Raw genomic sequence first — 13599 nt, 5'->3', positions numbered from 1 at the left:
CGTCGGTGTCGAGGGTGGAGGTGCGCGGTGCTGGGTGTCGGGGACGTGGTGGCGGACTTCGCGCTGCCGGACCAGACGGGCACGGTGCGGCGGTTGTCGGAGCTGCTGGCGGCGGGTCCGGTGGTGCTGTTCTTCTACCCGGCGGCGATGACCCGCGGCTGCACCGCCGAGAGTTGCCACTTCCGGGACCTGGCGGCGGAGTTCGCGGCGCTCGGCGCGCAGCGGGTGGGGATCAGCCGCGACCCGGTGGCCAGGCAGGCGGAGTTCGCCCGGCTGCACGGGTTCGACTATCCGCTGCTGTCGGATGCCGATGGCGCGGTGGCCGAGCGGTTCGGGGTGCGGCGGCGGTTGCCGCTGGGCGCGTTGAGCACCCGGCGGGTGACGTTCGTGATCGGCACCGACCGCCGGCTGATCGAGGTGGTCCACAGTGAGCTGAGCATGACCGGGCACGCGGACCGGGCGTTGCGGGCGCTGGGTGGGTGATCCCCCGCCGCGGCGCTGTCGCAGCCGGCTGGTATCAAGGCAGGCATCAAACAGGTGTACGGAAGAGGTTGCTGATGGGTGCCGCTGGCCAGGGGTTGTCCGACGACGATGTGCGCAGCTTCCGGGAGGCGTTGGCGGCCGGCCGTAAGCCGAAGGTGGTGTTCACCGCCGCGGCGGGGCAGATCGCCGGGCAGGTCGGTCAGGTGGTGGAGCTGACCGACCCGGCGGCCTCGGAGGAGTTCGTGGTGGTGCGGTTCGGCCGCGACGAGTTGCCGTTCTCTCCGGCGGATGTGGCGGTGGCGCCACGCGGCGCCGGGCGCAAGGCGGCGGCGGAGCCGCAGCCCGAGCCGGAGCCGCAGCCCGAGCCGGAGCCGCCGGCCGCGCCGGCGGAGCCGGAGTTCGTGTTGGACCGGGTGCCGGCGCCGCGGCCGGCGCGGCGGGAGGAGTCGAGCGTGCAGACGGTGGAGGCGGCCAAGCCGGCGCGCCGGGCGGGCAAGGCGGCGAAGCCGAAGGGCCCGGCCGGGTTGACGGTGACCCTGGCGTACGCCGACGGCGAGTGGACGGTGGCGGCGCAGCAGGGCAGCAAGGCGCTGGCGAAGCCGTACGTGGTGAAGCCGGCGGAGGCGCTGCGGATGGTGGCGCTGGTGGACGTGCCGGGGGTGCACGAGGCGGTGGAGCAGATCCTGGCCGCCGAGCGGGCCGAGGCCGAGCAGCAGGCCGAGAAGCTGCGCGCCGAGCTGGCGGAGATCGAGGCCCGGCTGGCGGAGCTGCGCGAGGCGCACTGAGGCGACGCGGCGGCGGGGCGGGTGGCGGTGGCGCCGCCCGTCCCGCCGCCGTTTTCGCCGGTCAGGGGCGGCGCTGCCGGTGGTGGGTGAGCAGCTTGCCGAGCAGCCGGGTGAGCTGGCCGCGTTCGGTGGCGGTGAGCGGGGCGAGCAGGGTGTCCTGGACCGCGGCGAGGGTCTCCCCCATCCGGCGCAGCTCACGTTGCCCGGCCGGGGTGATGGTGATGACGTTGCGGCGCCGGTCGGCGGGGTCGGGCGCGCGCACGACGAGGTCTTTGGCGGCGAGTTCGTTGACGGTGGCGACGACGTCGCTGCGGTCGATGCCGCCGCGCCGGCCCAGGTCGGCCTGGCTGGCCGGGCCGAACTCGTCGAGCGCGGCGAGGATCCGGTAGTGGTAGCCGCGGGCGCCGATGCCGCCGAAGCCCTCGCTGACCAGCCGGCCGGCGTGGGCGGCGGTCTGGGTGAGCAGCCAGCTCGGGGTGGTACGCAGCCGGGTGGGCGTTTCCGACTCGCCGGTGTGGTCCATGGGGTGAGCCTAACCGGATTGTTGGCCGGACCCACGAACCCGCTGCCGTCGGCGCTCCCCGCGGACGTGACCTGACCGGTCGCCGGTCAGAGTGCCGCGGTCAGCCGCTCGACGACGGCGGCGGCCGGGCCGGTGGTGGCGTGCCGGTAGCCGGTGCCGGCCCACAGGTGCACCCGCTCCGGGTGCCCGGCCGCGGCGGCCGCCGCCCGCATCCCTCGGGTCAGGTGGTGCAGCTCCGGGTAGCCGAGCGGCGCGTGCGGCTCGTACCGGTCGATGAAGGCGTTGCGCAGCCCGCGCGCCGGCCGTCCGGTGAACGCGCGGGTGAGGACGGTGCCGGTGCGGGCCGGGTCGGCCAGCGCGTCGCGGTGGGTGCGGCTGGCGCCGCTCTCGTCGGTTCGCAGCAGCAGCGTGCCGACCGCCACCGCGGCCGCGCCGGCGGCGAGCAGGTCGCGCACGTCGTCGGGGCCGGCCACGCCGCCGGTGGCCAGCACGGGCAGGCCGGTCGCCGCGGCCGCGGCGCGTACCAGCGGGCCGGTGGAGACGGGCGGGGCGGGCCGGCGGGGGGTGTGGGTGCCGCTGTGCCCGCCGGCCTCGGTGCCCTGGGCGACGAGCCCGTCGACGCCGAGGTCGCGGGCGGCGCGTGCCTCGTCGGCGGAGGTCACGGTGACCAGCACCCGGGTGCCGGCGCGGCGCAGCGCGGCCACGGCCGCCCGGTCGGGCAACCCGAAGGTGAAGCTGACCACCGGCACCGGCTCGGCGAGCAGCAGGTCGATCTTGTCGGCCCAGTGGTCGTCGTCGTGCACCGGTGCCGCGGCGGTCAGGTCGAGGCCGTACGGCTCGGCCTCGGCGGCGATCCGGTGGGCGTAGGCGCGGAAGGTGGCCTCGTCGATCTCGCGGGGGCCGGGCACGAACAGGTTCACCCCACACGGGGTGCCGGTGGCGCGCAGGTCGGCCAGGTCCGCGGCGACCGCCTCGGCGGTGCGGTAGCCGGCGGCGAGGAACCCGAAACCGCCGGCCGCGGTGACCGCCCGCACCAGCGCGGGCGTGGTGGCGCCACCGGCCATCGGGGCGCCGACCAGCGGCGTCGCGCTGCCGAACAGGGCACGCCAGGGTTCACCGGTCACCGGCTCACCCTAGCCGCGCGTCGGCCGGCCCGCCCCGGGGAGTGGGCGGGCCGGCCGGGGGTGTCAGTGCTGCGGGATGTGCGCGACGCCGATCCGCTTGCGGAACACCCAGTACGTCCAGCCCTGGTAGGCCAGCACGATCGGGGTGAACACCACCGCCACCCAGGTCATGATCTTCAGGGTGTAGGGGGTGGAGGCGGCGTTGCTGGCGGTCAGCGTGCCGGCCGCGTCCAGGGTGGACGGCAGCACGTTCGGGAACAGCGCCGCGAACAGGGTCGCCACGGCCAGGCCGATAGCCACCGCGGTGCCGGTGAACGCCCAACCCTCCCGGCGTACCCGGGCGGCGGCGAGACCACCGAGCAGGGCGAGCGCCGCGGCGACGGCGAGCACGACGGCGGCCGCGCTGGAGCGGATGCTCAGCGTCCAGGTCAGGAAGGCCACCGCCAGCAGCGCGGTGCCGACGCCGAGGCGCACCGCGAGGGCGCCGGCCCGCTCGCGCACCTCACCGACGGTCTTCAGCGCGATGAACACCGCGCCGTGGGTGAGGAACAGCGCCGCGGTGGTGGCGCCGCCGAGCAGGGCGTACGGGTGGAGCAGGTCGAGCAGGCCGCCGACGTACTCGTGGTCGGCGTCCAGCGGCACGCCGCGCAGGATGTTGGCGAAGGCCACCCCCCACAGCACCGCCGGCACCAGCGAGCCGAAGAAGATCGCCGCGTCCCAGCGCCGCTTCCAGGACGGCTCGGGGCGCTTGTGCCGGTACTCGAAGGCGACGCCGCGGGCGATCAGCGCGAGCAGGATCAGCAGCAGCGGCAGGTAGAAGCCGGAGAAGAGGGTGGCGTACCACTCGGGGAAGGCGGCGAACATGGCGCCACCGGCGGTGATCAGCCACACCTCGTTGCCGTCCCACACCGGCCCGATGGTGTTGATCAGGACGCGGCGTTCCCGGTCGTCGCGGCCGAGCACGGGCAGCAGCATGCCGACGCCGAAGTCGAAGCCCTCCAGGATGAAGTAGCCGGTGAACAGGACGGCGACGAGCAGGAACCAGATGGTCGTGAGTTCCACGGTGGTCTCCGGTGGTCAGTAGGCGAAGGCGAGCGGGCGCTCGGCGTCGTCGTGGCTGTCGTCGATCTCGGGTGCCGGGGTGAGGTCCGGTACGCCGGCCTTGGCGTAGCGCAGCAGCAGCTTGACCTCGATCACCGCGAGGGTGGCGTAGATCAGGGTGAACGCGGTGAACGAGGTGAGCACCTCGGTCAGCGAGACGCTGCGGGAGACGCCGTCGCGGGTGAGCATCTCGCCGAAGACGATCCACGGCTGGCGGCCCATCTCGGTGAAGATCCAGCCGAACGAGTTGGCGACCAGGGGCAGCAGCGGCATGGCCAGGCCGGCGCGCAGCAGCCACCTGCTGGTCGGGGTGCGGCCCTTGCGCTGGCTCCAGAGCACCAGCAGCGCGATCGCGGCGGCGGCCAGGCCGAAGGCGATCATGAAGCGGAAGCTCCAGTAGGTGACCGGGATGATCGGGGTGTAGCTGCCGGCGCCGTACTGGGCGGCGTACTGGGCCTGCAGGTCGTTGATGCCGTGCACGGTGCCGTTCGGGTCGCCGGTGCCGAGCCAGGACAGCAGGTACGGGATCTTGATGGCGAACAGTTCCCGGCTGCCGTCGAGGCTGCCCACGGTGAGCACGGAGAAGGAGGCGGGGCTCTCGGTGGTGTAGAGGCCCTCGGCGGCGGCCATCTTCATCGGCTGCACCTCGGTCATGATCTTGCCCTGGATGTCGCCGGTGATGACCACGCCGGCGGTGGCGATCAGGGTGACCCAGGAGCCGAACTTGGCGGCGAACCGGTAGGCCGGGGTGTCGGCCGAGTCGCGGTTGCGGATCAGGTGCCACAGCGCCACCGCGACCAGCAGTGACCCGGCGACCAGGAACGCTCCGGCGATGGTGTGCGGGAAGGTGACCAGGGCGACCTTGTTGGTCAGCACCGCGAGGAAGTCGGTGAGTTCGGCGCGGCCGGTCTCCGGGTTGATCCGGTAGCCGACCGGGTTCTGCATGAACGAGTTCGCGGCCAGGATGAAGTACGCCGACAGGTTGGTGCCGATCGCGGCGGCCCAGATGGCCGCCAGGTGCAGCCGCTTGGGCAGCCGGTCCCAGCCGAAGATCCACAGGCCGATGAAGGTGGACTCCAGGAAGAAGGCGACCAGCGCCTCGATCGCGAGCGGGGCGCCGAAGATGTCGCCGACGAAGCGCGAGTAGTCGCTCCAGTTCATGCCGAACTGGAACTCCTGCACGATGCCGGTGACCACGCCCATCGCGAAGTTGATCAGGAAGAGCTTGCCGTAGAACTTGGTCAGCTTCAGGTACTTCTCGTTGCCCGTGCGGTGCCACAGCGTCTGCAGGATGGCGACCAGCACGGACAGGCCGATGGTCAGCGGTACGAAGAGAAAGTGGTAGACGGTGGTGACACCGAACTGCCAGCGGGCGACGTCCAACGCGTCCACCTGCAACCCCCAGGCTGTCATACTACGAGACGTAGTAAATACTACTGCGGGTCGTAGACGAATCGGCAGGGCCGGGGGTCCCGAACCGGACCGGGACCAATGACCTTGATCACCCCGGCCGGCCGGCCCCTGGTCACCACCCCGTCCGGCGCGGCGCGGCCCGCCCTGGCCCCCGGCGGCGGGACCGACCGTGCGACCATTGCGCGCTGATGGACACCGCCCGCTCCCCCTGGCAGCCGCCGCTGATCTGGCGCGCCGCCCAGCTGCTCGCCCGTGTCGTCGTCGCCCTGCTGGCCCGCCTGGAGGTCACCGGGAGCGTGCCGGCGCAGCTGCGGCGCGGGCCGCTGATCCTGGCCGCCAACCACATCAGCCCGTTCGACCCGGTGGTGATGGCCGCCGCCTGCCGGGCGGCCGGCGTCGCCCCCCGGATCATGGCCACCGGCGGGCTGTTCCGCGCGCCCGTCGTCGGGGCCGCGATGCGCCGCGCCGGGCACATCCGCGTCGAGCGGGGCAGCAGCGCCGTGCACCAGGCCCTCGACGACGCGGCGGCGGCGGTCGCCGGCGGCTCGGTGATCCTGGTCTACCCCGAGGGGCGGATCGGCCTGGACCCCGGCATGTGGCCCGAACGCGGCAAGACCGGCACCGCCCGGCTCGCGCTGGCCTGCGGCGCCCCGGTGATCCCGGTGGCCCAGTGGGGCGCGCACGAGGTGCTGCCCTACCGTGCTCCGAAGGGGCTGCTGCGCGGGATCGCCCGGTCCGTGCTGCGCCGCCCGGTGATCCGGGTGCATTTCGGCCGGCCGGTCGAGCTGATCGACCTCGCCCACGGCGTCCCCGGAGCGGCCCGGCGGGCCACCGACCGGATCATCGACGCGCTCACCGACGAGCTGGTCCCGCTGCGCCCCGACGAACCCGACCGACCCCGGTACGTCGATCCCGGCCGCCCGGCCGACACCAGCCGCTCCCACCGCCGCCGCCCGGCCTGACCGGCCGCCGGCCGGCGGGCGGCGGGCGGCGGGCGGCGGGCGGCGTCAGCGGTGGCCGGGACCGACGCGCTCGCCGCCGCGGGCGCCGGACCCGGGACCGTTCCCCCGGCAGGGCGGGTCGCGGCGTGGCGGCGCGGATCCGCCGCCGCCCGGTCACCCGCGGGTCACCCGGTGCCGGCATACTGCGCTGCGTGCTGACCGCCCACCCCTACCTGGACGCGCCCGCGCCGCTGGCGTTCGCCCACCGCGGCGGGGCCGCCGAGGGCGACGAGAACACCACCGAAGCGTTCGCCCGCGCGATCGGCCTCGGCTACCGGTACGTGGAGACCGACGTGCACGCCACCGCCGACGGCGTGGCGGTGATCTTCCACGACCCGACGCTGGAGCGGGTCACCGGCGAGCGGGGGCGCATCGCCGCGCTGCGCTGGGCCGATCTCGCCTCGGTACGGGTCGGTGGCGCCGCCGTGGTGCCCCGCCTCGACGAGGTGCTCGACGCCTGGCCGCAGGTCCGGTTCAACATCGACGTCAAGGCCGACGGCGGCGTCGACCCGACCGTGGCCACCGTGGCGCGGGCCGGCGCCGGCGACCGGGTGCTGCTCGCCTCGTTCAGCGACGCCCGGCTGGCCCGGCTGCGCGCGCTCACCGAGGGCCGGGTCGCCACCGGCCTCGGCATGCGCGGGGTGGCCCGGCTGCGGATGGCCTCGCTACACGGCCGGCCGCTGCGGCTGCCGCCGTCCGTGGTCGCCGCGCAGGTGCCGGTGCGCTACGGGCGCATCCGCGTGGTGGACCGACGGTTCCTGCGCTTCGCCCACCGCCTCGGCCTGCAGGTGCACGTCTGGACGATCGACGAACCCACCGAGATGCACGAGTTACTTGATCTTGGAGTGGATGGCATCATGACCGATCACGTCGGCGTGCTGCGCGACGTCTACCGCAGCCGCGGCCACTGGGCCGCCTGACCCCCGACGAGGAACCGATGGCCGAGACCGCCACCCCCACCGTGGGCGACGCCCCCGCCCCGGCGAGCACCCGCCGGGAACGCACCGGCTGGTACGTCTACGACTGGGCCAACTCCGCCTTCCAGACCACCGTCATCACGGTGTTCCTCGGCCCGTTCCTGACCACCGTCACCGAACTGGCCGCCGGCTGCGAACTCGGCGCGGACAGCTGCGACGGGTTCGTCTACCCGCTGGGCATCAAGGTCGCCGCCGGCTCGTACTACCCGTACCTGATCTCGCTGTCGGTGTTCCTCACCGTTTTCGTGCTGCCGGTGATGGGCGCGATCGCCGACCGGTCCCTGCACAAGAAGCGGCTGCTGGGCGGGGCCGCGTTCACCGGCGCCGGGGCGACCGTGGCGATGGCCTTCGTCACCGGCGACCGCTACCTGCTCGGCGGGGCGCTGTTCCTGATCGCCAACATCAGCTTCGGCGCCGCCATCGTGGTCTACAACTCGTTCCTGCCGCAGCTCGGCGGACCCGACGAACGCGACGGCATCTCCAGCCGCGGCTGGGCGCTGGGCTACCTCGGCGGCGGGTTGTTGCTGGCCGGCAACCTGGTAGCGGTCACCCTGCTCAGCGAGGACGGCAACCCGCAGCGCACGCTGGACCTGGCCCGCTGGTCCATCGTGTCGGCCGGCGTGTGGTGGGCGCTGTTCACCCTGGTGCCGCTGCGCTGGCTGCGCGAGCGGCCCACCGCCGCGGCGCTGGCCGGCGCCGGTGGCAACGTGTTCACCGACGGGTTCCGCCAGCTCGGCCGCACCCTGCGCGAGATCAAGGCGTACCCGCTGACGCTGTTCTTCCTGCTCGCCTTCCTGGTCTACAACGACGGCATCCAGACCGTCATCACCCTGGCCAGCCAGTACGGCACCGAGGAGCTGCGGCTGGGGCAGAGCACTTTGATCACCACCATCCTGCTGGTGCAGTTCCTCGCCTTCGGCGGCGCGCTCAGCCTGGGTGCCCTGGCCCGCCGCATCGGCGCCTGGAAGACCGTGCTGCTGAGCCTGGTGCTCTGGACCGGTGTGATCGTCGCCGCGTTCCGGCTGCCGGCCGAGGCGCCGCTGCCGTTCATGGTCCTCGGCGCCGCCATCGGCCTGGTGCTCGGCGGCAGCCAGGCGCTGAGCCGGTCGCTGTTCAGCCAGCTCATCCCCGCCGGCAAGGAAGGCGAGTACTACGGCTTCTACGAGATCAGCGACAAGGGCACCAGCTGGCTCGGTCCGCTCGCGTTCGGCCTGGTCTTCCAGCTCACCTCCTCCTACCGGGTGGGCCTGGTCTCCCTGCTGATCTTCTTCGTCGTCGGGTTCCTGCTGCTGCTGGCCGTGCCGATCCGCCGGGCCATCGTGGCCGCCGGGAACACTCCGCCCCGGGTGCTCTGACCGGCACCCTCCGGATCCGATCGGGTCGATCGGTTAGGCTGCCCGACCGTGACCGACGACGCCGCCGCCCTGACCTGCCTGGCCCGCCCGCTGCCCGGCCCGCACGACACGCCAGCGGGCTGCGCGGCGGCGCGCGGGGTGGACGGACGGCCACTGCACGCGGCGGCGTTGAAGTTCTTCTGGGGGCCGATGGACTGCGGAAAGTCCACGATGGCCCTGCAGATGAACTACAACCACTCCCGGCAGGGCCGCCGCGGCCTGGTCACCACCCGCATCGACCGCTCGTTGGGCCCGCGGGTCACCACCCGCATCGGCCTGACCCACGACGCGATCGAGGTCACCGACGACCTCGACCTGCGCGCGCTGGTGCGCGACACCTGGGCCGAGGGGGTCCGGGTCGACTACCTCATCTGCGACGAGGCCAGCTTCTACAGCGTCGAGCACGTCGAGCAGATGGCCGAACTCGTCGACAGCTACGACGTCGACGTGTACGCCTTCGGCCTCGCCACCGACTTCCGCTCCTGCCTGTTCCCCGCCGCGCAGCGGCTGTTCGAACTGGCCGACGAGGTGGCCCGCATCCAGGTCGAGGTGCTCTGCTGGTGCGGCCGGGAAGGGCTGCTCAACGCCCGGGTGGTCGGCGGCCGGGTGGTGCGCGAGGGCGCGCAGGTCGTCATCGGTGACACCGTCGACACCGCCGAGGTGCGCTACCAGGTGCTCTGCCGGCGGCACTACCGCGCCGGCGACCTCGGCCCACGCCACTGACCGACCCACGCCACTGACCGGTCCGGCCACCGCCCGCCGCGGCTCAGTACGGGTCGCCGCAGACCCGCCAGCCACCGTCCTCGTTCACCACCGACAGCGTCCGCTCCTCGGTGGCGCCGCTGTCGCGGGTCAGCCGCACCGACACCGTGCCGTGCGGGCGACCCCGCCGGGTGGCCACCGACACGTCGACGATCTCGTAGTCGCTGACCACCGGCGGCGTACGCACCCAGCTGGTGAAGCCGATCTCGCTCCACCGGGTACGCGCGTCGGCGCACAACCGCTCGTACGCCCCGTCGGTGTCGCCCGCGGTCACCTGCCGCAGGAACCCGTCGGCGGTCTCCCGTACCGGCCCGCTGGCCCGGGTCACCACCTGCACGTTCCAGGCGCCCAGCCCGGCCACCCCGACGCAGCACAGGGCCACGCCCATACCGGCGAAGACCAGCCCGGCGCGCAGCGGGCGGCGCCGCCGCGCCGGCCGGCTCCACCGCTGCTCAGCGCCCACATCTGTCGACGGTAGAGAATCATCGCCGGCCGCGCGTGGGAAAGTCGCCCGTCGGCGCGCCTCACGGTTCGATCAGGCCCGCCCGGATGGCGTAGCGGGTCAGCTCCAGCCGGTCGCGCAGGCCGAGCTTCTGCAACAGGTTCGCCCGGTGCCGTTCCACGGTCTTGACACTGATGAACAGCAGCCGGGCGATCTCCTTCGAGGAGTGGCCCTCGGCGACCAGCTTGAGGATCTCCTCCTCGCGCTCGGTGATGGCCCGGGCCGGCGGTTCGGCGCCCTGCGCGCTGCGCTCCAGGAAGTTGCGGATCAGCGCGTTGACCGCGCCCGGGTAGAGGAACGGCTCGTCGCGCATGGCCGCCCGGCACGCCTCCACCAGGTCCCGGTCGGCGACGGACTTGAGCACGTAGCCGTTCGCGCCGGCCTTCAGCGCCTCGAAGAAGTACTGCTCGTTGTCGTACATGGTCAGGATCAGGATGCGCAGGTCGGGCTGCTGGCGGGCCAGTTCCCGGGCGGCCTGCAGACCGGTCATCCGGGGCATGGCGATGTCCAGGATGACCAGGTCGGGGCGCTCGGTGGCGGCCAGGCTCAACGCCTCCGCCCCGTCACCGGCCTCCGCCACCACGGTCAGGTCCGGCTCGCTGTCGAGTATCAGCCGCACGCCCCGGCGGACCAGCGCGTGGTCGTCGGCGAGCAGGATCCGGGTGGTCACGAGCCACCGTCCCGCTCGGCCACCGGGACGGTCAACCGCACCTCGGTGCCGCCGCCCGGCGCCGGGCCCACGCTCAGCTGGGCGCCGATCAGCAGGGCCCGCTCGCGCATGCCCCGGATGCCGGTGCCCTCCGCGGCGGCGCCGATGCCCCGCCCGTCGTCACGGACCCGCAACCGCACGGCCCCGGTACGGCGCTGCAGCGACAGCTCCACCGTGGTGGCCTTGCCGTGCCGGACGGTGTTGGTCAGCGCCTCCTGAGCGACCCGGTAGAGCACCAGCTCCGCCTCGCTGCCGAGGGCCGGCAGGTCCGCGGCGAGCTGCTGCTCCACGGTCAGGTCGGTGTGCCCGGTGATCTCGCTGACCAGCGCCTTCAGCGCGCTGACCAGCCCCAGCTCCTCCAGCACCCCCGGGCGCAGCCGGCGGGCGATGCGGCGGATCTCGTCGAGGCTGTCGCGGGTGGTCTCCTGCACCTGGGTCAGCTGCCCGCGCAGCGGGTCGGGGGCGTGCCGGGCCACCTGTTTGAGTTCGAGCAGCACCGCGGTCAACGTCTGGCCGACCTCGTCGTGCAGCTCCTGGGCGACCCGGCGCCGTTCGGCCTCCTGGGCGGAGAGCGCGGCAGCGGCGCTGGCCGCCCGCTCCGCCTCCAGCCGGTCGATCATGGCGTTGAAGGCGTGGATCAGCTCGGCGGTGCCGCCGGGACCGCCGGGCACCAGGCGCGGCTCGGGCTGCAGCAGGTCGATGGTGGCCATCGCCCGGGCCAGCCGCCGCAGCGGCGCCAGGCCCACCCGCAGCAGCGCGGCGTTGGCGACCAGCATCGCGATGAGCCCCACGGTCAGCACCACGGCCTCGGTGAGCAGCACCGGGGTGGAGACGGTGACCGGGCCGAGCAGCAGCAACGTGGCGGTGACCAGCACGGCGGCGTTGAGCAGGAAGATCCGCCAGAACAGCGACACCCGTACGCCCCCCTTCCCCCGACCCGCCGCCGCCCGGACCGCGTCCGCGGTCGGGAACCGTCTTGCCAGCCTGTCCGGCGTCGGCGGCCGGTGTAAATGCGTGGCCACACCCATTTGCCCGCGCTGGCCCACCCACACCCGCCCCGGCCTTACGGGGGCTCGCCCGGTGACCCGGTCCCGGTCGGGTCGCCCGCCGGGCTCGCCACGACCGCCCGCACGGCGTCCAGGCAGGCCACGGCCAGCATGCCACGACTGGGCGGCGGGGGTGCCGGGTGCCGGGCGGAGGTCCGCGCGGACGCCGGCGGCGGCCCCGGCCGGGACGTCGGATTACAGGCCGGCACCGGCACCAAATGGGTGTCAGACCCGATGGTCGATCGGCATCCCGGCCGGCTGAACTTGCAGCACGAGGCCGGCAGACGCCCGGCCCGCGACCCCGCCACCCTCCCCGGCGGCCCCTTCCGGCGACCTCCCGTCGCCGGGAGGGGCCGTGGTCGCTGACCCCACCGGAGGTACTCGTGACCGCAGTGCTGGTGCCGCCCGCACCGACGACCCCGCCCGCCGCGCCACCCGAAGGCACGCACCGCGGCCGGCACGGCCCGCCGGGCCGGCGCCCGTGAGCGCCTGGCCCGCGATCGCCGCCACCGTGATCTTCGCGGTGGCGTTCATGTTCATCGCCACCGAGAAGATCAACCGGGTGGCGGTGGTGCTGGGGGCCGCCGGCCTGATGGCCCTGCTCGGCCTGGTGCCCGGCTCGGACGTGTTCTACTCGCACCACGCGGGGATCGACTGGGACGTCATCTTCCTGCTCTTCGGCATGATGATCATCGTCGGAGTGGTCAAGCAGACCGGCGTCTTCGAGTTCCTGGCGATCTGGGCGGCGCAACGCTCCCAGGGGCGGCCGTACCGGCTGATGGCGCTGCTGGTCGGGATCACCGGCCTCGCCTCCCCGTTCCTGGACAACGTCACCACCGTCATGCTGGTCGCCCCGATCACCATCTCGGTCTGCCGGCGGCTGGGCATCTCCGCCGCCCCGTACCTGATCGCCGAGGTGCTGGCGTCCAACATCGGCGGCGCCGCGACCCTCATCGGCGACCCGCCGAACATCATCATCGGCAGCCGCGCCGGGCTGAGCTTCAACGACTTCCTGGTGCACATGGCCCCGATCACCGTGGTGATGTTCCTGGCCTTCCTGGTGCTGGCCCGGTTCATGTTCCGGCGGTCGTTCGAGTACCACCCGGAGCGGTTCGCGGCGGTCCGCGACATGGACGCCCGCGCCGCGATCACCGACCCGGCCATGCTGACCCGCTGCCTGGTCGTGCTGGTGCTGGTGATGGTCGGCTTCGCGCTGCACACCGTGACCGGGGTGGACGTGGCGGTCGTGGCCCTGCTCGGCGCCGGGGTGATGGTGCTGGTCACCCGGGCCGACACCGCGAAGTACCTGGCCGAGGTCGAGTGGCCGACGCTGACGTTCTTCCTGGGCCTGTTCGTGATGGTCGCCGGGCTGACCGAGACCGGGGTCATCGAGCAGGTCGGGCAGTGGGCGACCGGCGCCATCGGGGACAGCTGGTTCGCCGGCGCGACCAGCCTCATCTTCGGCTCGGCGGTGCTCGGCGCGTTCTTCGACAACATCCCGTACACGGCGACGATGGCACCCATCGTGGCGGACATCGCCAGCCAGGCCGACCCGCAGACCGGGCAGGCGCTGTGGTGGTCCTTCGCCCTCGGCGCCGACCTCGGCGGCAACGGCACCGCCGTCGCGGCCAGCGCCAACATCGTCGTGCTGGGCATCGCTGCCCGCGCCGGCGAACCGATCAGCTTCTGGCAGTTCACCCGGTACGGCATCGCCACCACGGTGCTGACCACGCTGATCGCCTGGGGCTACGTGTGGCTGCGCTACTTCGCATGAGGCGA

At 73.5% G+C, this 13599-nt stretch carries 14 protein-coding genes; 7 read left to right on the top strand and 7 right to left on the bottom strand.

What is annotated here, in order from left to right:
- Window positions 1-27 precede the first annotated feature (27 nt).
- Both FHX32_RS27355 and FHX32_RS27350 read left to right on the top strand, forming a co-directional pair.
- Complete coding sequence (locus FHX32_RS27355) at window positions 28-483, top strand: peroxiredoxin (RefSeq protein WP_274703366.1); 456 nt, start codon at window positions 28-30, stop codon at window positions 481-483.
- A gap of 74 nt (window positions 484-557) precedes the next feature.
- On the top strand, window positions 558-1268 hold the full coding sequence (locus FHX32_RS27350; RefSeq protein ID WP_167189440.1) for a hypothetical protein: 711 nt from the start codon (window positions 558-560) through the stop codon (window positions 1266-1268).
- A 61-nt stretch (window positions 1269-1329) separates the two neighbouring features.
- Here the strand turns inward: FHX32_RS27350 and FHX32_RS27345 are convergent, their stop codons facing one another.
- The 4 genes from FHX32_RS27345 to FHX32_RS27330 all read right to left on the bottom strand — a co-directional run bounded on the left by FHX32_RS27345 (window position 1330) and on the right by FHX32_RS27330 (window position 5408).
- A complete protein-coding gene (locus FHX32_RS27345) occupies window positions 1330-1791 on the bottom strand; it encodes a MarR family winged helix-turn-helix transcriptional regulator (RefSeq protein ID WP_109904953.1) in 462 nt (153 codons plus the stop codon).
- A gap of 86 nt (window positions 1792-1877) precedes the next feature.
- Window positions 1878-2915, bottom strand: a complete 1038-nt coding sequence (locus tag FHX32_RS27340; RefSeq protein WP_486481357.1) for an NAD(P)H-dependent flavin oxidoreductase — start codon at window positions 2913-2915, stop codon at window positions 1878-1880.
- 63 nt (window positions 2916-2978) lie between these two features.
- Window positions 2979-3977 (bottom strand): cytochrome d ubiquinol oxidase subunit II, encoded by a 999-nt coding sequence (gene cydB, locus FHX32_RS27335; RefSeq protein ID WP_109904951.1) that lies wholly within the window; start codon window positions 3975-3977, stop codon window positions 2979-2981.
- 15 nt (window positions 3978-3992) lie between these two features.
- Window positions 3993-5408: a cytochrome ubiquinol oxidase subunit I gene (locus FHX32_RS27330; protein WP_199236059.1), complete on the bottom strand. Its 1416-nt coding sequence runs from the start codon at window positions 5406-5408 to the stop codon at window positions 3993-3995.
- Window positions 5409-5617: 209 nt separating this feature from the next.
- On the opposite strand from FHX32_RS27330, the gene FHX32_RS27325 reads away from it, so the two are divergent.
- From FHX32_RS27325 to FHX32_RS27310, 4 genes are all read left to right on the top strand, one after another.
- Window positions 5618-6391 carry a lysophospholipid acyltransferase family protein gene (locus FHX32_RS27325; protein ID WP_167189437.1) on the top strand — a complete coding sequence of 258 codons (774 nt, stop codon included), beginning with the start codon at window positions 5618-5620 and terminating at the stop codon, window positions 6389-6391.
- A gap of 191 nt (window positions 6392-6582) precedes the next feature.
- Entirely contained in the window at window positions 6583-7350 is a 768-nt protein-coding gene (locus tag FHX32_RS27320; RefSeq protein WP_167189434.1) for a glycerophosphodiester phosphodiesterase family protein, read from the top strand.
- Window positions 7351-7367: 17 nt separating this feature from the next.
- Window positions 7368-8762, top strand: a complete 1395-nt coding sequence (locus FHX32_RS27315) for an MFS transporter (protein WP_109904943.1) — start codon at window positions 7368-7370, stop codon at window positions 8760-8762.
- Window positions 8763-8810: 48 nt separating this feature from the next.
- Window positions 8811-9524: a thymidine kinase gene (locus tag FHX32_RS27310; protein WP_109904941.1), complete on the top strand. Its 714-nt coding sequence runs from the start codon at window positions 8811-8813 to the stop codon at window positions 9522-9524.
- A 43-nt stretch (window positions 9525-9567) separates the two neighbouring features.
- Here the strand turns inward: FHX32_RS27310 and FHX32_RS27305 are convergent, their stop codons facing one another.
- The 3 genes from FHX32_RS27305 to FHX32_RS27295 form a co-directional block, all read right to left on the bottom strand.
- Window positions 9568-10026, bottom strand: coding sequence for an Rv0361 family membrane protein (locus FHX32_RS27305; protein WP_088993834.1), 459 nt, complete (start codon window positions 10024-10026; stop codon window positions 9568-9570).
- Between the two features lie 61 nt (window positions 10027-10087).
- Window positions 10088-10735, bottom strand: coding sequence for a response regulator (locus FHX32_RS27300; protein WP_109904939.1), 648 nt, complete (start codon window positions 10733-10735; stop codon window positions 10088-10090).
- Window positions 10732-11688, bottom strand: coding sequence for a HAMP domain-containing sensor histidine kinase (locus FHX32_RS27295; protein WP_167189431.1), 957 nt, complete (start codon window positions 11686-11688; stop codon window positions 10732-10734). The genes FHX32_RS27300 and FHX32_RS27295 overlap by 4 nt, the downstream gene beginning before the upstream one ends.
- A gap of 613 nt (window positions 11689-12301) precedes the next feature.
- Between FHX32_RS27295 and FHX32_RS27290 the strand changes: the two genes are divergently transcribed.
- Window positions 12302-13594 carry an ArsB/NhaD family transporter gene (locus tag FHX32_RS27290; RefSeq protein ID WP_396835912.1) on the top strand — a complete coding sequence of 431 codons (1293 nt, stop codon included), beginning with the start codon at window positions 12302-12304 and terminating at the stop codon, window positions 13592-13594.
- The last annotated feature ends 5 nt before the right edge of the window (window positions 13595-13599 follow it).

Source organism: Micromonospora sp. CNZ280, assembly GCF_011759515.1.
The sequence above is the reverse complement of the archived record's forward strand: the minus strand, read 5'-3'. Positions and strand labels throughout refer to the sequence as shown.

Coding starts and splice junctions, on each gene's coding strand:
- FHX32_RS27350 (WP_167189440.1), top strand. CDS start 558: ATGGGTGCCGCTGGCCAGGGGTTGTCCGACGACGATGTGCGCAGCTTC.
- FHX32_RS27345 (WP_109904953.1), bottom strand. CDS start 1,791: ATGGACCACACCGGCGAGTCGGAAACGCCCACCCGGCTGCGTACCACC.
- FHX32_RS27325 (WP_167189437.1), top strand. CDS start 5,618: ATGGACACCGCCCGCTCCCCCTGGCAGCCGCCGCTGATCTGGCGCGCC.
- FHX32_RS27315 (WP_109904943.1), top strand. CDS start 7,368: ATGGCCGAGACCGCCACCCCCACCGTGGGCGACGCCCCCGCCCCGGCG.